This is a genomic window from Pantoea sp. V106_11 (genome assembly GCF_029967885.1).
GTDB lineage: Bacteria > Pseudomonadota > Gammaproteobacteria > Enterobacterales > Enterobacteriaceae > Pantoea > Pantoea ananatis.
Map to the genome: position 1 here is coordinate 82370 of NZ_JASCAK010000021.1, position 17750 is coordinate 100119.

Sequence of the window (17750 nt, forward strand, 5' to 3'; positions counted from 1 at the left end):
GCAGCGGGCCAGTGTCTGGCCCGTTTGTGAACCGTTTGGAGGAAGTGATGACTGTTTCACGCACTGCGGCTTTTCGTCATCGTGCAACACCTGCGTTGAAGTCCGCCGCTAAATTTATCATTATCAATGCGATAACTTATGGTCCTGCGGGCGTGACCGGCTGGGCGGTGAAATCGGTGGCGCGTCGTCCGTTGCGTATTCTGTTAGGACTGGCGCTTGAGCCACTGCTGAAACGCGTGATGAACACTGTGGCATCACGCTTCATCAAGGAGAAAGATGAAAAGACTGCAAACTGAATTGCTGGCATTGATGAACCGCGGCGTCGATCGCCATCTTCGTCTGGCGGTAACCGGATTAAGCCGCAGTGGCAAAACGGCCTTCATTACCTCGCTGGTTAACCAGCTCCTGTCTGTTCACAGCGGTGCCCGACTGCCGCTGTTTTCCGTGGTGCGCGATGAGCGCCTGCTGGGCGTGAAACGCGTCCCCCAGCGGGACATGGGCACGGCGCGTTTTACCTACGATGAGGGGCTGGCGCAGCTTTACAACACACCGCCTGCCTGGCCAACCCCGACGCGAGGCGTGAGTGAAATGCGCCTGGCACTGCGTTATCGCCCCAACGATTCGTTACTCCGCCATCTCAAAGACACCGCCACGCTCTATCTTGAAATCGTCGATTACCCGGGTGAGTGGCTGCTCGATCTGCCTATGCTGGCACAGGATTATCTGACCTGGTCGCGGCAGATGAACGGCTTATTACAGGGCGATCGCGCCAGCTGGGCCGCGCCATGGCGTGCACTGAGTCAAACGCTTGATCCTTTCGCTCCGGCGGATGAGAACCGCCTGGCCGACATCGCTGCGGCCTGGACTGACTACCTGCATCAGTGTAAAGCGGAAGGGCTGCACTTCATTCAGCCGGGACGTTTTGTTCTGCCTGGCGATATGGCCGGTGCGCCAGCGCTACAGTTTTTTCCCTGGCCAACTGACGATGAAGCCCAGGCGGCGAAGCTAGCGCAGGCCGATAAAGGCAGTAACTTTGCCATGCTGCAGCAGCGATTCAATTACTACTGCCAGCATGTCGTAAAAGACTTCTATAAAAATCATTTTCTGCGCTTTGATCGCCAGATTGTGCTGGTGGACTGCCTGCAGCCGCTCAACAGCGGGCCGCAGGCGTTTAATGATATGCGGCTGGCATTAACGCAACTGATGCAGAGCTTTCATTACGGGCAGCGTACGCTGTTCCGACGACTGTTTTCACCCGTCATCGATAAGCTGTTATTTGCTGCGACCAAAGCCGATCACATCACCAGCGACCAGCACGGCAATATGGTCTCTTTGCTGCAGCAGCTTGTGCAGGACGCCTGGCAAAACGCCGCGTTCGAAGGCATCAGCATGGACTGTATTGGCCTGGCCTCGGTTCAGGCCACACAAAGCGGGCTGGTCGATCACCGTGGCGAAAAAATCCCGGCACTTCGCGGTCATCGCCTGCAGGATGGCGAGGCATTAACCGTTTATCCGGGTGACGTTCCGCCCCGGCTACCGGGCAGCGCGTTCTGGCAGCAGCAAGGCTTTCAGTTTGAGCAGTTTCGCCCACAGCAGCTGGATATCGATCGCCCACTGCCGCATATCCGCATGGATGCGGCGCTGGAATTTTTACTGGGAGATAAATTGCGATGAGCGATCCGTTAAAACCGCGTATCGATTTTGCCCACCCGCTGGAGGATAAGCCCGAAAGTGTGCTGCGGCCTGCTCAAACGTTTGAAGACGATGCCCAGGCCGCTTTTTTGGCTGTGCAAGACAGCGACGCGACGGTTGAAGAAGAAAGCGCAGGGGAAAGAGCCGTCGAGGCCGCGCTGAAACCTAAACGCAGCCTGTGGCGCAAAATGGTGGGCGCAGGCCTGGCGCTGTTTGGCGTCAGTGTTGTGGCGCAGGGCGTGCAGTGGAGCCACAATGCCTGGCTGGCGCAGGACTGGTTTGCGCTGGGCAGCGGCGTCGCCGGCGGACTGATTGTTCTGGCCGGTGTGGGCGCGCTGACCCAGGAATGGCGCCGCTTATATCAACTGCGGCAGCGTGCGGAAGAGCGCGATCGGGGCCGGGAACTGCTTAACAGCCACGGCGTGGGCCAGGGGCGGGCTTTTTGTGAAAAACTGGCGCGTCAGGCCGAACTGGATCAGGCTCATCCAGCGCTGCAACGCTGGCATGCCTCGCTTCACGAAACCCACAATGATGGTGAAACGGTCCGGCTCTATGCCCAACTGGTGCAGCCGGTTCTTGATCGCCAGGCCCGGCGGGAAATCAGCCGCCATGCTGCCGAATCGGCGCTGATGATCGCCGTCAGCCCGTTGGCACTGGTCGATATGGCCTTTATCGCCTGGCGTAACCTGCGGCTGGTCAACCGCATTGCGGCCATTTACGGTATTGAGCTGGGCTATTTTAGTCGACTGCGCCTGTTCCGACTGGTGCTGCTTAACATGGCGTTTGCCGGGGCCTCAGAGCTGGTGCGCGAGGTCGGAATGGACTGGATGTCGCAGGACATCGCGGCCCGCCTGTCGACGCGTGCCGCGCAGGGCATTGGTGCGGGGCTGCTCACCGCCCGGCTGGGTATCAAAGCGATGGAGCTGTGTCGGCCTTTACCCTGGCTGGAAAATGATAAACCTCGTCTCGGCGATTACCGCCGGGAGCTGTTAGGGCAGTTGAAAGACGCGCTACAAAAGGGCGGGAATAAACATCCGCAAAACTGACTATAGATTGGGGCCGTTATTCAACGTTCCCTGTTTAGCGCGCCAAATCTGCGGGGGACCGTTCCGGGATACTGGGAAGATTAACTGCGAAAGACGTCGAAAACTCAAGACGTTATGGCGCGCCGCGTGCGAGGGATGTTTAAAAAAAACGCGCTTGCGTTAACGCTGTCAACTTTTCCTGACAGCCCCCTTTCTGCGGACGGGCTGTTTAGCGTATTATCGCGACATATCAAACGGATTAAGGCCCACGCAATGCGTTTAGAAGTGTTTTGTCAGGACCGTATCGGACTGGCGCGTGAATTGCTCGACCTGTTGGTGGCGCGCAGTATCGATCTTCGCGGCATTGAAGTCGCCGCCTCAGGCCGTATCTATCTCAATTTCTCCACGCTTGAATTCGAACAGTTCAGTAATCTGATGGCGGAAATCCGTCGTACACCCGGCGTCACCGATGTCCGCACGGTCCCCTATATGCCGTCTGAACGTGAACATCGGGTACTCAGCGCCTTGCTGGTTGCCATGCCAGAGCCGGTATTTTCGGTCGATTTGAGAACGAAGGTTGAGCTGGCGAACCCGGCGGCGCAAAACCTGTTTAATCTTGATGAAAACAAGATCCGCAATTTTACCGCCGACCACCTGATTAACGGTTTTAATTTTGCGCGCTGGCTGGAGAGCGATCGCGTTCAGGCGCAGGCGCAACATGTGGTGATAGAAGGGCGCGACTTCCTGATGGAAGCACACCCGATTTACCTGTCAGAGGACAACGACCAGGCCGACCAGCTCGTCGGCGCAATGGTGATGCTGAAGTCTACTGCCCGTATGGGGCGACAACTGCAGAACCTGGTGGTGACTGATGAAACCGAGTTCGATCATATTGTCGCCGTTACGCCCAGGATGCGGCAGGTCGTGGAACAGGCGCGCAAGCTCGCGATGCACGATGCACCGCTGCTGATTATCGGCGACACCGGCACGGGCAAAGACATGCTGGCGCGGGCCTGTCATTTACGCAGCGCACGCGGAAAGATGCCTTTTCTGGCGCTTAACTGTGCATCGCTGCCGGATGACGTAGCGGAAAGTGAGCTTTTTGGTCACGCAGCCGGGGCCTATCCCAATGCGCTGGAGGGCAAAAAAGGCTTTTTCGAACAGGCAAACGGTGGCTCGGTGCTGCTGGATGAAATTGGCGAGATGTCACCCACTATGCAGACGAAGCTGCTGCGTTTTCTGAACGATGGCACTTTCCGCCGCGTCGGTGAGGAGCATGAGGTACACGTGAATGTCCGCGTGATCTGCGCCACCCAGAAGAACCTGTTTGAGCTGGTTCAGCGCGGCGAGTTCAGGGAAGACCTTTTCTATCGCCTGAATGTGCTTACGCTGAATCTGCCGCCGCTGCGCGAGCGCGTTCAGGACATTATGCCGCTGACGGAAATGTTCGTGGCGCGTTTCGCCGATGAACAGGGCATTCCACGGCCGCGTCTTTCCTCACAGCTGAATGCTTTTCTGATGCGCTATAACTGGCCCGGAAACGTGCGGCAGCTTAAAAATGCCTTGTATCGTGCATTAACCCAGTTGGAAGGCCATGAGTTACGGCCGCAGGATATCGTCTTGCCGGAACAGGCGCTGGATGTGTCACTGGGGGAAGAAGCGATGGAAGGCACGCTGGATCAGATCACCAGCCGCTTTGAACGATCTATTTTGACGCGGTTATATTTGTCTTATCCGAGCACGCGCAAACTGGCAAAACGACTGGGGGTTTCCCATACCGCCATTGCCAATAAACTGCGTGAGTACGGTCTGGGGCAGAAGCGCGGCGACAACGAATAAAACGCAGCGGATAAGTCTGGCTTATCCGCTGTGGCCATTATTTCAGCGCAGCGAGTGCGGCATCATAATCGGGTTCAGTGGTGATCTCATTCACCAGCTGGCTGTAAAGCACTTTGTCATGCTCATCCAGTACGATAACGGCACGGGCCGTCAGACCCTGAAGGGCACCATCAGCAATTTCCACGCCAAAATCTTTTTTGAATTCCCCGCCGCGCAGCGTTGACAGCGTAACTACGTTGTTGAGGTTGTCTGCGCCACAAAAACGCGATTGAGCAAAGGGCAGGTCGGCGGAAATACATAACACCACCGTGTTATTCAGTTCGCCCGCTAACTGGTTAAACTTGCGCACCGAAGAGGCGCACACGCCGGTATCGACGCTGGGAAAAATATTCAGAATCTTGCGTTTTCCTGCATACTCAGAGAGTGAAACGTTAGACAGGTTTTTCGCCACGAGGGTAAAAGCGTTAACGCTATCGCCCGGCTGCGGGAACTGACCTGCAACCGCTACAGGGTTGCCCTGAAAGTGAACAGTCTGAGACATAAGAATTCCTTCTAATGATGTTATCTGACAGAAAAGAAAGCGTCAGTACAGGTATAGCCATTGTTTATGACATAAATTTTAAGGGTTTACGAGAGCATTTGTTGCCTAAAGTTAAATGGCGATGATGAATCCCAGAGAAAAGGAGAGGTAATGAGAACGGTAAAATGTTATCCCGAAGCATGGCCGCTGCATACGCCGTTTGTCATTGCTCGTGGCAGTCGCACCGAAGCCAAGGTCGTTGTCGTCGAAATCGAAGAAGAGGGCGTGAAAGGGATCGGCGAGGCCACGCCTTACACGCGCTACGGCGAAAGCGAAGCCCTGGTGCTGGAACAAATTGCGACCGTTATGCCTCAACTGCAGCAAGGGCTGTCGCGTGAAGCCTTGCAGAGCCTGTTGCCTGCCGGTGCGGCAAGAAACGCCATCGACAGTGCTCTCTGGGACCTTGCCGCTCGCCAGCAGCATGTGACGCTGGAGCAGTTAGTGGGCGCGGAACCGACCCAGTCTGTTGTGACTGCACACACGGTGAGCATCGATACGCCGGAAGCGATGGCCAGCAGCGCGCAGGCGTTGTGGCAACATGGCGCAACCCTGCTCAAAATCAAAATGGACAATAACTTTATTACCGAGCGCCTGATGGCGATTCGCGCTGCTGTTCCCGACGCGACATTACTTGTGGATGCGAATGAATCCTGGCATGCCGAAGGGCTGGCAGCCCGTTGCCAGCTGTTAGCCGATCTGGACGTGGCCATGCTGGAACAGCCGTTACCGGCAGGTGAAGACGCGGCGCTGGCGAACTTTATCCATCCTCTTCCGATCTGCGCCGATGAAAGCTGCCACACGAGGGAAAGCCTGCCTGCTCTCCGTGGACGCTATGAGATGGTGAATATCAAGCTTGATAAAGCGGGCGGACTCACTGAAGCGCTTGCCCTGGCACATGCTGCGCTGCAGCAGGGCTTTACGCTGATGTCCGGCTGTATGATCTGTACCTCAAGAGCGATTCGCGCGGCGCTGCCGCTGGTGCCGCTGGTGCGTTTTGCCGATCTCGATGGCGCAACGTGGCTGGCCGTGGATGTTGAACCGGCGCTTAAGGTACATGACGGGGCGTTAATGACGGCTGCCAGCGCAGCAGAGTAAGCATCGTCTCCAGATACGTTTCTGTGGCTTCGTCCACCGAGATAGCCGGCATCTCGGCAGTGACGCAGGGCAGACTCAGGTCGTGGCACCAACTGCCAAAGGAGCCCGGCGTGGCATAGCCCACGCTGCTCACCCGCGGTAATTGGGTCTGCGCCGCCAGCCAGGCGCCTACGTCTGTCTGTTCGGGGTCATCAATGCAGGCCAGAGGCTCGTGCCACGAGACGACCCAGGCCGGTTTAAGCTGATGAATGAGCGCGCACAGCGCCTGGGTTTCCGGCTCCGATGCCGGATGTGTCCCCGTTGACAGCTTAACGTCCCGCGCGTCTGCCGCGCTGTTCCAGCGGTAAACCGTTTCGCCCGACTGCCAGTTGGCGGCCGGAAAGTTTCGGTTCAGATCCACGCCATTCGCATTGGCACGCAGGCCCAGCTGACAGCCGTCGGGGTTCATCGCCAACACCACATGATGCCGACGCTGTGCCTCCGGCAAGGTCCGCAGCGCAGCGGAAAGGGCGGCTATCGCCGCGTTTTCATCACCGTGAGTGCCGGCCAGAATCAGGCCACTGTCGCCGTCCGCCTGCACGGCGGGAAACCAGAGTAGCGGGGCGCCCAGAACAGAGCGGCCATACTGCTGCCAGGAAATAGCCAGTTTGCCGCGCAGCGGTCGCGGATGAATGGATGACATAATGACGTTCTCCTGAGTTTATTTAAAAGTAGCGGAAAAGCCGGTCGGGGAAAATAGCTATTTATCAATCAGCAATTTGCGATAAAGTGGCCGTTAACAGGCTGAGTCAGTAATGCGCTGATCCAGCGCGTCTTTATTGCAAAGGGGTGATAATGGTAATCCGCTTTTCATTAACGCTAACGGCCCTGAGCCTGCTTAACGCGTTTGTGCCCGCGTTGGCCGCCGAGGTTCCTGCCGGTGCACAGCTTGCCGCGAAACAAGAGATTGTCCGCCATATCAAAGATGAACCCGCTTCCCTCGATCCGGCCAAAGCCGTGGGCCTGCCTGAAATCCAGGTGATGCGCGATTTGTATGAAGGGCTGACCAGTCAGGATGCCCACGGCAAAATTGTGCCCGGTGTCGCGCAGAGCTGGAGCAGCAGTGACAATAAGGTCTGGATACTTACTTTACGTAATAATGCCCGTTGGTCTGATGGCAAACCGGTGACCGCGCAGGATTTTGTATACAGCTGGCAGCGCGTTGTCGATCCTAAAACCTCATCGCCTCAGGCCTCCTTTATCGCACTGAGCGGCATGAGCAACGCGGGCGCGATTACCAAAGGCGAAATGACACCGGATAAGCTGGGCGTCACCGCCCTGGACAAGAATCGCCTGAAGATTACGCTGACCCGTCCGGTTCCCTGGTTTCCTGCGATGCTCTCTAACGTCGCGTTCTATCCAGTACCGCAGGGCGTGGTTGAAAACGCAGGTGCAGACTGGACCCAGCCGGGCAAACTGGTGGGCAATGGGGCTTATCAACTCAGCCAACGCGTCGTGAATGAAAAAATCGTTCTGGTGCGCAATCCCCATTACTGGGACAACGCCCACTCCGTTTTAACCAAAGTGACCTTTGTGCCCATCAACGAAGAATCGAGCGCAACTAAGCGCTACCGCGCTAACGATGTGGATATCACCGAATCTTTCCCCAAAAACATGTATGCGTTGCTGAAGAAAACGCTGCCCGGCCAGGTTTATACGCCGGATCAGCTCGGCACCTACTATTACGCGTTTAATACCCAGAAAGGGCCAACGGCCGACGTACGCGTGCGCAAGGCGCTGTCGTGGAGTATCGATCGCGCCGTTATCGCCGAAAAAGTCCTGGGCACAGGGGAAAAACCGGCATGGCATTTTACCCCTGACGTCACGGCCGGGTTCACACCGCTGCCCGCCCTACAGCAACAGCACAATCAAAAAGAGATGGATGCGCAGGCCAGAGCCCTGTTGGCAGCCGCAGGTTACAGCCCCGCTAAGCCGTTAAAGCTGACGTTGCTGTACAACACTTCTGAAAGCCATCAGAAAATCGCGATTGCGGTGGCGTCGATGTGGAAGAAAAACCTTGGTGTGGATGTGAAACTGGAAAACCAGGAGTGGAAAACCTATATAGACAGCCGAAACAGTGGCAACTTTGACGTTATCCGCGCCTCCTGGGTAGGGGATTACAACGAACCCTCGACGTTCCTGAATCTGCTCACCTCAGGCAACAGCAGCAACATTCCGCGCTTCAGTAATGCCGAATACGATGCCGTCATTGCCAAGGCAAGTATGGAAACCAGCGATAAGGCGCGCAATGCGGATTATAACCGGGCAGAGCAGATTATCGCTGACCAGGTCCCAATCGCGCCCCTTTATCAGTACACCAATGGCCGGCTCATTAAGCCGTGGGTCAAAGGTTACCCGATTACTAACCCCGAAGACGTTGCCTACAGCCGGGAATTGTGGATTGAGAAACACTAAGTCACAGCGGCCTGACATCAGGCCGTCTTTTGACATCTTTGTACACAGGCTCAGGATTGCAACTCAACAGCGCCACGCTAGACTGTATCGTATTGATTTTGATAGCGGGGTAACGGTGTGGACGGTGTAAAAGGAAAAGCGCTTCAGGTGACAGATGCCATTATTTCCTGCCAGTTGGATGGCAAGGGTGGCATGATCCCCATTGATGAAACGCAGGTGCTGCACGACGAGCATCCCTGCTGGTTGCATCTTAATTATACCCATCCCCGCAGCGCCGAATGGCTGCAGTCTACGCCTCAAATTCCGGATGCCGTGCGCGATGCGCTGGCTGGTGAAAGCATGCGTCCCCGTGTTTCCCGGCTGGGGGACGGTTTTATGATTGTCCTGCGCAGCGTCAACCATAACAGCGATGCGCGACCTGACCAGCTGGTGGCAATGCGGGTGTTCATTAACGATCAGCTCATTGTCTCCACCCGCCGACGCAAAGTGTTTGCCGTGGATGAAGTGCTGACCGATCTCGAAAACGGCAACGGTCCGGTGAACTGTGGCAGCTGGCTGGTTGAAGTCTGCGATGCCTTAACCGGGCACACCAGCGAATTTATCGAAGACCTACACGATAAAATCATTGAGCTGGAAGATGCCTTACTTGATCAACGTATTCCGCCGCGGGGTGAGCTGGGACTGTTACGCAAACAGCTGATCGTAATGCGCCGTTATATGGCACCGCAGCGCGATGTCTTCTCGCGCCTGGCGAGTGAAAAATTGCCGTGGATGGACGACAGCGAGCGCCGCCGTATGCAGGAAATTGCTGACAGACTGGGCCGCGGCCTGGACGATCTGGACGCGGGCGTAGCCAGAACCGCCGTGCTGGCAGACGAAGTGGCCTCGGTCATGGCGGAATCCATGAACCGCCGAACCTACACGATGTCGCTTATGGCCATGATCTTTCTGCCAGCGACCTTTTTGACTGGCCTGTTTGGCGTCAATCTGGGCGGGATCCCCGGCGGCGCATGGCGCTATGGCTTTAGCGTCTTTTGTCTTTTACTCGTGGTACTGGCGTTAGGCGTGGCTGGTTATCTGCGCAAGCGACGCTGGCTGTAAGGCATGGGAGAGGAGCAGGGCGTCAGTCAGGAAAATTCCATTAACAGGACTAAAGCTGATCGACATCAATATCTGCCAGACGCAAACCGCGCAAAATCTCTCTCGCAGGTGAATGCAACGTCAAGCGATGGGCGTTGCGCTCCATATTGTCTTACTTCCTTTTTTGAATTATTGCATAGCATATTTAATTCGAAATACGCCGGCTAACTAGCCGGCTTTTTTTTTGCCCGCTGGCTGAGATGTCAATTCTTTCCTAAGCTTAAAATCCATTCGCATAAGAGGAGAACGGCATGATGGCGATTCACAACAGCGAGCCCATTCCAACGGATCCGCCCCCCATTCCGCAGCCGCAGCCCGATCCGCCACCGGAACCGGAGTTTCCGCCGGTAATGGATCCGCCCCCTCACCGCAACGTATAAAAAAAGGGCACGCGAGTTGACGCGTGCCCTTTACTTTCAACGAACAGATAAGCGTTACTTAATTTCCAGCACGTTAAGACGTTCGCTGAGGTCAGGCGTTTCTTCTTCCTCGGCGCGCCAGCCAACCGGTGTGACCGGCAGCGTTTCGCGATCAAAGGCCAGATCGCCGCCATCGACCACGGCATCGCCGTGTTGAATACCTTTAAAATCAAAGAGGTTGATATCTGCCATGTGAGAGGGCACGACGTTTTGCATGGCGCTGAACATGGTTTCAATACGGCCAGGATAACGTTTATCCCAGTCGCGCAACATGTCTGCGACGACCTGACGTTGCAGATTCGGCTGAGAACCACACAGGTTGCACGGGATAATCGGAAACTGACGGGCTTCTGAGAAACGAATAATATCTTTCTCGCGGCAGTAAGCCAGAGGACGGATCACGATGTGTTTACCATCGTCACTCATCAGCTTGGGCGGCATGCCTTTCATCTTGCCACCGTAAAACATATTCAAAAACAACGTTTGCAGAATATCATCACGATGGTGGCCAAGGGCGATTTTCGTACAGCCCAGCTCCGTAGCGGTGCGATACAAAATTCCCCGACGCAGACGTGAGCACAGAGAGCAGGTCGTTTTACCTTCGGGAATTTTATCTTTAACGATTGAGTAGGTGTCTTCTTCAACGATTTTGTACTCAACACCCTGGGCATCAAGATATTCAGGCAGAATGTGTCCCGGGAATCCCGGCTGTTTCTGGTCAAGATTCACCGCCACCAGGCTGAATGACACCGGCGCGCTTTTTTGCAGGCTACGCAGGATTTCCAGCATGGTATAGCTGTCTTTGCCGCCTGACAGGCAAACCATAATGCGGTCGCCTTCCTCAATCATATTAAAATCGGCAATAGCCTCGCCAACGTTACGGCGTAAACGCTTCTGAAGCTTGTTGAGGTTGTACTGCTCTTTCTTGCTCGTTTCTTGATTTTGTTGCATTACGCGGTTTCTCAGTCATCAAAAGGGAAGTTCACAGAGTCAGTGTGCGGGTTAACCCGGCCCTGCCCCGTGGGTCAATGCGCACAAACCTTTTTACGCACTGCCGCGCCCCTTTGATTGGCTCTCTATGACGGCTTGCCGCCGGCAGTAAAAAACCAGCGGACAAAAGTATGCCGCGTATGGTACGGATTACGCGTTCAATTTCCAATATCAATTTCTGCGTGCAGCAGAAAGTTCAAGGCTAACGATTCAGCCACGACAGGTCTGTTAGCCCTGTCTGGCGATAACGATAAACAGGAAGACCTGGCTATTCTGCCTGCAAAGGTCAGGCCACCATCCAGAGGTCTGTCAGGCCTCTGTCATTTTCTATGCTGGCGCGGTTCATCATTCGCCCGGCAGGGCATCTTTATTCCCATAGCGTCCCGTTTATTCAGGCCCTGATCACATCATTTCCAGCGACTGCACGCCTTTGACTTCCATGATTTTGTCATACAGGTGCGCATCGCTGGATTTGCGCGATAAGGTAACCTGCACGCTTAATTCACACTGGCCGCTTTCTTCATCCCGGTTAATCACCGAAATATTGCCGTAGCGGATGCCTTCACGTTGCATCACCAGTAACACCAGCGGCACGCTCTTGGCTTTGAGGTAAACAATCAGCGTATGATGTTTACCAATTAATAAATGGCTCAGGCGGCGGAACACCTCCAGCACCACCAGTGCCAGCACCGTGCCGTAAATCCCAATCTCATACATACCGCTCCCGATCACCAGCCCGATAGCGGCGGTAACCCAGAGTCCGGCCGCCGTGGTCAGGCCTTTTACCACCTGCTTTTGAATCAGGATGGTGCCGGCACCCAGAAAGCCCATGCCGCTTACCACCTGCGCCGCAACGCGGCTGGGATCGAGCGCCACATGATCTTTCATCAGCATGTCGGCAAAACCGTATTTCGAAACCAGCATAAACATGGCGCTGCCGATACCGACCAGGATATGGGTACGTAACCCGGCTTCTTTGGCACGCATCTGGCGTTCCAGGCCAATCAGCCCGCCTAAAATGCCGGCCAGCGCGATACGAATCAGCATATCCATTAACATTGTTTTTCTCCGGTAATCATCATGTTCAGATAAGTGCAGTTACGTGACAGTGTGATAACAGGATAATTCTGCTTGCAATTAGCTGTGAGGTTTTTTGTAAAAAGCTGTTTCTTCTATCGACCCCGCGTCAGGGCTGACATATTCTTGCTAAGCCTTTAACTCACCTTCCCGGAGTCTGATTGATGAAAGCCGCTACTTTTCTGCTGGCTGGTGCCGCGTTGATACTGTCTGCCTGCAGCAGTAACAGCGATGACAACGAGCCACCACAACAAGCTACTGCCGCCCATGTTCAGCCACACGTGGTGATGTCGTCTATGGCAGAGGCAAACTGTGCCAATGCAGGAGGGACACTGGCGTTCTCAAGTCAGCTGGACGGATCGCGCATCGGGATGTGCCAGTTAGTTAACGGCCGCCGCTGCAGCGAACAGGCGCTGATCGGCGGTAACTGCGCACGCTAACGGGTTCAGGCCGGATAACACCGGCCGGATACGTCAGGCGGTAACCCGATTCTGACAGGTTTCGCCGCGGTTTAGCTGGCTGAGGTTTTCCAGCGTGGTGTCTGAAATTGCCGTCAGGGCTTCGGCGGTGAGAAACGCCTGATGACCGGTAAACAGCACGTTATGACAGGCTGACAGGCGGCGGAATACATCATCCTGAATCACATCATTAGATTTGTCTTCAAAGAACAGATCCCGCTCGTTTTCATAAACGTCCATGCCCAGCGCGCCTATTTTTTGCTGCTTCAACGCATCAATCGCAGCCTGAGAATCAATTAATCCGCCCCGACTGGTATTAATGATCATGACGCCGTCACGCATCTGCGAAAAAGCCTGTGCGTTGAGTAAATGATGGTTCTCCGCCGTCAGTGGACAGTGCAGGCTGATGACGTGCGACTCGGCAAACAGGGTTTTCAGATCGACATACTCCGCGCCGAGCGCTAAAGCCTGCTCGCTGGGATAAGGATCAAACGCCAGTAAACGCATTCCGAACCCTTTTAATATGCGCAGCGTGGCGATGCCGATTTTGCCGGTGCCAATGATACCGGCCGTTTTGTTATGCATGTTAAAACCGGTCAGGCCGTCCAGCGAAAAATTGGCGTCGCGGGTGCGCTGGTAAGCGCGATGAATCCGGCGGTTCAGCGTCATCATCAACCCCACGGCATGCTCGGCAACGGCCTCCGGGGAGTAGGCAGGCACGCGGACGACCTGAAGCCCCAGTTCGGCTGCCGCGTCGAGATCGACATTGTTAAATCCCGCACAGCGCAGGGCAATGTAGCGGACGCCCAGCCCCGCCAGCTCTTCGAGCACAGGGCGGCTGCCGTCATCATTCACAAAGATACATACCGCATCGCAGTCTACCGCTGTCTTCGCCGTGCTTTCGCTGAGTAAAAAATCAAAAAAGACCAGTTCGAAACCATACTGTTGGTTGACCTGTTCAAGGTACTTCTGGTCATAGTGTTTAGTACTGTATACGGCGATTTTCATCGTTGTGCTCCTGAAAAGGGAATGTAACAAGAATAACGTTTTCTGTTGCTTTTTGCTGGTCGCTGTTTACCTTTCGCGGTGAAACCTTCACCTTCCGGACGTTACGTGCCATCATTATTCTCAGGATAGTGAGAAAAAAAGGATGCTTGTCTTCATGCCGCGGATTTTCCGTCGACGACTCGCCGCTGTTCTGGCGCTGATTTTATTGCTGCTGGGATTACTACTGACGATCACACAGTGGCTGCCGCGCCTGGTGGGCATTTGGCTGCCTGCAGGTACGCGCGTCGAACTGGAGGGCGCGCCACGCTGGCGGAACGCGCAGGTGCTGTTTCCCAACATCCATTACCTGGCGGATGACTGTCGTCTGGCGAGTGTCAAAAACGCCGCGCTGGGTTGGCATCACGCGCGCTGGGCGCTCAATGCGGATCAGGTCACGCTGGAAACTGAATGTCTGCAACAGCTACCTGAAACGCAAAACGATACGGCCGCGCCCAAAACTCTGGCCCAGTGGCAGGCAATGTTGCCGGGCGCCGACATTCACATTGGTAAACTGACCGTTTCCCCCTGGCAGGATTATGCTGGCGGGCTGGATCTGACGCTGGATAAATCGCGACAGCAGTTACACTACCGCGGTGATAACCTGCAGCTCGACGCCACATTACAAGGACAGCAGCTCAATATTAGTCAACTGACGGTGACGCATCCCGCTTTACCCGAACCGCTCAGCCTTAATGGCCACTTCGAACTGCCCAAATATGCCAACGGCTTGCCGGTGAACGGTGAAATTACCGGCACGCTGGCGCTGGCGGCATTCCCGCAACCTGTGGACGCTGCGCTCAGTTGGGCGCATCAACGTGGTCTGCTTAATGTCACCACGGGGGGCAGCGATCGTCCTTTACTCCATCTTCCCTGGCAGGCCAGCCGAACCCGTATTGATATCGAAAAAGGTGAATATTACTGGCCACTGGCCTCGCAGCCGCTGTCGGGTTTCGTCAATCTGACGCTGAATAACTGGCAGGACGGGCTGGAGGCGACCCAAATCGTCGGTCGTCTCAATATGCTCACGCAGGGCCGGGGCGGTAAAGGTAACGTGGTGCTGGGGATGGGGCCGGGTCACCTCAGCCTTACGCAAAGCCAGCTGCCTTTGCAACTGACGGGCGAAAGCAAATTCGCGGCGATGCAGCTTTACGGCAGCATTCCCGGCGAGCTGAACGGCTCGTTGCTCAATCCGCAACTGACGATAAAACCCAAAGCACTTTTGCGCCTGCGCGGGCGTTTGCTCTCCACGCTGGAAGTCGATGAAGCGCGCTGGCCGCTGGCCGGCGTGCGCTTATCTTCGCAAGGCATCTCCGGACGCCTGCAGGCCATTCTCCGCGCTCACGATCCCAGCTTTGGCCGCTTTACGCTGCACCTGGATGGCGGCGCGCATAACTTCTGGCCGGATTCAGGCGTCTGGAACTGGCGTTACTGGGGCGAGGGAGAAATGCGTCCCTTACAGGCAAAGTGGGACGTCAATGGCACGGGCGGCTGGCGCGATACGCTGATTCATCTGGATAGCCTGTCTACAGGTTTCAATCAGCTGGAATACGGCAGCGTTCGGGTAGAGAAGCCGCGCTTAACGCTCACGGCGCCGGTGAACTGGCAGCGTGATGCGCACCACCCGTCATTTACCGGCCAATTCAAGATGCAGGCAGGAGAAACGCGCTTCAGCTACGGGGGCAGGCTGGCGGCCTCAACGCTGGACTTCGGTGCGACGGGCAGCGATCCCGGGCATTTCGTCTGGGGCGGACAGCTGAACGCGAGCAAGGTGGGGCCGGTACGTGTTAACGGCCGATGGGACGGCGAGCGTTTACGCGGACAGGCCTGGTGGCCAACGCAGTCGCTGACGGTATTCCAGCCGCTCCTCAGCCCTGAACTTAAAATGAAGATTCAGTCAGGTGAGTTACGCGCTCAGGTGGCTTTTTCTGCCGCCGCCAGACAGGGCTTTCAGGCTGGCGGTCACTGGACGGTGAAAAACGGCAGCGTCTGGACGCCGGACAGCCAGGTCAACGGGGTGGATTTTTCGCTGCCATTCCGACTGCAAAATCAACAGTGGCATTTCGGGTTACGCGGGCCGGTTTCGTTACGTATCGCCGAGATTAAAAATCAGTTTGCGATGCAGAACATTCGGGCCGACCTGCAGGGCGCTTATCCCTGGCGTGAAAACGATCCGCTGTGGTTACAGGATGTCAGTATGGATCTACTGGGCGGACACATTACCCTGCCATCCCTGCGCCTGCCTCAGCACAGCCCGGCGCGCGTTTCGCTCCGTGACATAAGCCTCAGCAAGCTCGTCAGCGCCATTAAACCTAAACAGTTTGCCATGTCTGGAAACGTGAATGGCGAGTTACCGCTGTGGATCAGTAATCCCCACTGGATTATTGAAAATGGCTGGATTGCCAACAGCGGGCCGCTGACTTTCCGTATGGATAAAGATATGGCCGATGCCATTACCCGCAACAATGTCGCCGCCGGTGCGGCGATGGACTGGCTGCGCTACATGGAGATTTCGCGGTCATGGGCCACGCTTAATCTGGACAATCTCGGGGAACTGACGATGGAAGCCCAGGTAAAAGGCACCAGCCGCTTCAGTAATCGTAATCAGACCGTTAATTTAAATTATCGTCATCAGGAAAACCTGTTCCAGCTGTGGCGCAGCCTGCGCTTTGGCGATAATTTGCAATCCTGGGTGGAGCAAAATGCCACCTTGCCGTCAAAAAAGGATCAATCACCATGAGCCTCAGGGCCTTACTGCTGATGGTAGCCTGGCTACCGCTGATGGGTTGTGTGCCACGCATCGAAGTGGCGGCGCCAAAAGACCCCATTACTATTAATATGAATGTGAAAATTGAGCATGAGATCCACATTAAAGTGGACAAGGATGTCGAAGCCTTACTGAAAAACCAGAGCGGCCTGTTCTGAGGAGAGCCAGCATGAAACGCATTGGTCTTGCACTTTTACTGGCGACGACGATGAGCCAGCCGGCCTGGGCTCTGACGCTTGATGAGGCCCGTCAGTCGGGCCGGGTCGGCGAAACCCTGTCCGGTTATATTGCCCCTCGATCAGACGACAGCGAAACCCTCGCACTGGTTAAACGCATCAATGACGGACGGCGCGCAGAGTACCAGCGTCTTGCCGGGCAGAACAACCTGAAAACCGATGAGGTGGCCCGCATCGCTGGACAAAAGCTGGTCACGCGGGCGGGGACGGGGGAATACGTTCAGGGCATTAACGGGCAGTGGTTGCATAAATAGCCCTATTGAGCAGGGCGATGCAGGCATAAAAAAACCGGGCTGATGCCCGGTTCCGCGTCAAACAGCATTATCACGCAGTAGCAATCTGCTTAATCGCGTCTTTGGCTTCGCTGGTTGCTTTCGTGGCTACTTCCGGGCCGTAAGCGATGCCTTCAGCCAACACGAACTCAACGTCGGTGATGCCGATAAAGCCCAGGAACAGCTTGACGTAAGGGGTCAGCAGGTCAGAAGGGCTGTCTTTATGAATGCCACCACGGCTCGACAGAATCACCGCACGTTTACCTTTCACCAGACCTTCCGGGCCCGCTTCGGTATAACGGAAGGTCACGCCAGCACGCGCGATCAGGTCGAAATAGTTCTTCAGCTGAGTCGGGATGTTGAAGTTGTACATTGGGGCCGCCATGACGATAACGTCGTGCGCCTGCAGCTCAGCAATCAGTTCATCAGACAGTGCCAGCGCTTCCTGCTGACGCGGTGACAGTGGCGCATCAGAAGGGCGCAGTGCGCCAACTAACTCACCGTCCAGTACCGGAACCGGGTTAGCAGCCAGATCGCGCACGGTGATCTGGTCGCCCTTAGCCTGTGCCTGCTCGATATAGAAGTCTGCCAGCTGGCTTGACTGAGAATAACCCGCAAGAATGCTTGATTTCAGAACGAGTACTTTGCTCATAGTAGTTTCC

At 55.7% G+C, this 17750-nt stretch carries 18 protein-coding genes; 12 read left to right on the forward strand and 6 right to left on the reverse strand.

The window, feature by feature from the left end:
- Nucleotides 1–47 precede the first annotated feature (47 nt).
- The 4 genes from pspD to tyrR all read left to right on the forward strand — a co-directional run bounded on the left by pspD (nucleotide 48) and on the right by tyrR (nucleotide 4556).
- Entirely contained in the window at nucleotides 48–296 is a 249-nt protein-coding gene (gene pspD, locus QLG08_RS04540) for a phage shock protein PspD (RefSeq protein ID WP_014605759.1), read from the forward strand.
- Nucleotides 277–1674, forward strand: a complete 1398-nt coding sequence (locus QLG08_RS04545) for a YcjX family protein (RefSeq protein ID WP_015700229.1) — start codon at nucleotides 277–279, stop codon at nucleotides 1672–1674. The genes pspD and QLG08_RS04545 overlap by 20 nt, the downstream gene beginning before the upstream one ends.
- A complete protein-coding gene (locus tag QLG08_RS04550; RefSeq protein WP_013025899.1) occupies nucleotides 1671–2738 on the forward strand; it encodes a YcjF family protein in 1068 nt (355 codons plus the stop codon). Before QLG08_RS04545 ends, QLG08_RS04550 begins: the two co-directional genes overlap by 4 nt.
- A 252-nt stretch (nucleotides 2739–2990) precedes the next feature.
- Nucleotides 2991–4556 carry a transcriptional regulator TyrR gene (gene tyrR, locus QLG08_RS04555; protein ID WP_044042545.1) on the forward strand — a complete coding sequence of 522 codons (1566 nt, stop codon included), beginning with the start codon at nucleotides 2991–2993 and terminating at the stop codon, nucleotides 4554–4556.
- A 37-nt stretch (nucleotides 4557–4593) separates the two neighbouring features.
- Here the strand turns inward: tyrR and tpx are convergent, their stop codons facing one another.
- Complete coding sequence (gene tpx, locus QLG08_RS04560; RefSeq protein WP_013025896.1) at nucleotides 4594–5097, reverse strand: thiol peroxidase; 504 nt, start codon at nucleotides 5095–5097, stop codon at nucleotides 4594–4596.
- A 150-nt stretch (nucleotides 5098–5247) separates the two neighbouring features.
- Here tpx and ycjG point away from each other — a divergent pair, with 150 nt between their 5' ends.
- Nucleotides 5248–6231 carry an L-Ala-D/L-Glu epimerase gene (gene ycjG, locus QLG08_RS04565; RefSeq protein WP_013025895.1) on the forward strand — a complete coding sequence of 328 codons (984 nt, stop codon included), beginning with the start codon at nucleotides 5248–5250 and terminating at the stop codon, nucleotides 6229–6231.
- Here ycjG and mpaA read toward each other — a convergent pair.
- Nucleotides 6182–6913 carry a murein tripeptide amidase MpaA gene (gene mpaA / locus QLG08_RS04570; RefSeq protein ID WP_013025894.1) on the reverse strand — a complete coding sequence of 244 codons (732 nt, stop codon included), beginning with the start codon at nucleotides 6911–6913 and terminating at the stop codon, nucleotides 6182–6184. The two genes, ycjG and mpaA, sit on opposite strands and share 50 nt — an antisense overlap.
- A gap of 152 nt (nucleotides 6914–7065) precedes the next feature.
- Between mpaA and QLG08_RS04575 the strand changes: the two genes are divergently transcribed.
- The 3 genes from QLG08_RS04575 to QLG08_RS04585 all read left to right on the forward strand — a co-directional run bounded on the left by QLG08_RS04575 (nucleotide 7066) and on the right by QLG08_RS04585 (nucleotide 10205).
- A complete protein-coding gene (locus QLG08_RS04575; RefSeq protein ID WP_014605763.1) occupies nucleotides 7066–8685 on the forward strand; it encodes a peptide ABC transporter substrate-binding protein in 1620 nt (539 codons plus the stop codon).
- Between the two features lie 117 nt (nucleotides 8686–8802).
- A complete protein-coding gene (gene zntB / locus QLG08_RS04580) occupies nucleotides 8803–9786 on the forward strand; it encodes a zinc transporter ZntB (protein ID WP_013025892.1) in 984 nt (327 codons plus the stop codon).
- 290 nt (nucleotides 9787–10076) lie between these two features.
- The gene (locus QLG08_RS04585) at nucleotides 10077–10205 is read left to right on the forward strand and encodes a hypothetical protein (RefSeq protein ID WP_022623200.1); all 129 of its coding nucleotides are present in this window, start codon (nucleotides 10077–10079) and stop codon (nucleotides 10203–10205) included.
- 54 nt (nucleotides 10206–10259) lie between these two features.
- Here the strand turns inward: QLG08_RS04585 and ttcA are convergent, their stop codons facing one another.
- Nucleotides 10260–11195, reverse strand: a complete 936-nt coding sequence (gene ttcA / locus QLG08_RS04590) for a tRNA 2-thiocytidine(32) synthetase TtcA (protein ID WP_014605764.1) — start codon at nucleotides 11193–11195, stop codon at nucleotides 10260–10262.
- Nucleotides 11196–11636: 441 nt separating this feature from the next.
- Nucleotides 11637–12293 carry an MgtC/SapB family protein gene (locus QLG08_RS04595; RefSeq protein ID WP_013025890.1) on the reverse strand — a complete coding sequence of 219 codons (657 nt, stop codon included), beginning with the start codon at nucleotides 12291–12293 and terminating at the stop codon, nucleotides 11637–11639.
- Nucleotides 12294–12475: 182 nt separating this feature from the next.
- Here QLG08_RS04595 and QLG08_RS04600 point away from each other — a divergent pair, with 182 nt between their 5' ends.
- Nucleotides 12476–12751, forward strand: a complete 276-nt coding sequence (locus QLG08_RS04600; RefSeq protein ID WP_014605765.1) for a DUF333 domain-containing protein — start codon at nucleotides 12476–12478, stop codon at nucleotides 12749–12751.
- Between the two features lie 33 nt (nucleotides 12752–12784).
- Here QLG08_RS04600 and QLG08_RS04605 read toward each other — a convergent pair whose 3' ends face one another.
- Nucleotides 12785–13777 (reverse strand): 2-hydroxyacid dehydrogenase, encoded by a 993-nt coding sequence (locus QLG08_RS04605; RefSeq protein ID WP_015700235.1) that lies wholly within the window; start codon nucleotides 13775–13777, stop codon nucleotides 12785–12787.
- Between the two features lie 142 nt (nucleotides 13778–13919).
- Between QLG08_RS04605 and QLG08_RS04610 the strand changes: the two genes are divergently transcribed.
- The 3 genes from QLG08_RS04610 to QLG08_RS04620 are packed head-to-tail and all read left to right on the forward strand — an operon-like array spanning nucleotide 13920 to nucleotide 17070.
- Nucleotides 13920–16553 carry a YdbH family protein gene (locus QLG08_RS04610; RefSeq protein WP_133344790.1) on the forward strand — a complete coding sequence of 878 codons (2634 nt, stop codon included), beginning with the start codon at nucleotides 13920–13922 and terminating at the stop codon, nucleotides 16551–16553.
- A complete protein-coding gene (locus QLG08_RS04615; protein ID WP_014605768.1) occupies nucleotides 16550–16738 on the forward strand; it encodes a YnbE family lipoprotein in 189 nt (62 codons plus the stop codon). Before QLG08_RS04610 ends, QLG08_RS04615 begins: the two co-directional genes overlap by 4 nt.
- Nucleotides 16739–16749: 11 nt before the next feature.
- Nucleotides 16750–17070 carry a YdbL family protein gene (locus tag QLG08_RS04620; protein WP_105079471.1) on the forward strand — a complete coding sequence of 107 codons (321 nt, stop codon included), beginning with the start codon at nucleotides 16750–16752 and terminating at the stop codon, nucleotides 17068–17070.
- 70 nt (nucleotides 17071–17140) lie between these two features.
- On the opposite strand, the gene azoR is transcribed toward QLG08_RS04620, so the two are convergent.
- Nucleotides 17141–17740 (reverse strand): FMN-dependent NADH-azoreductase, encoded by a 600-nt coding sequence (gene azoR, locus QLG08_RS04625; protein ID WP_013025884.1) that lies wholly within the window; start codon nucleotides 17738–17740, stop codon nucleotides 17141–17143.
- Nucleotides 17741–17750 lie beyond the last annotated feature (10 nt).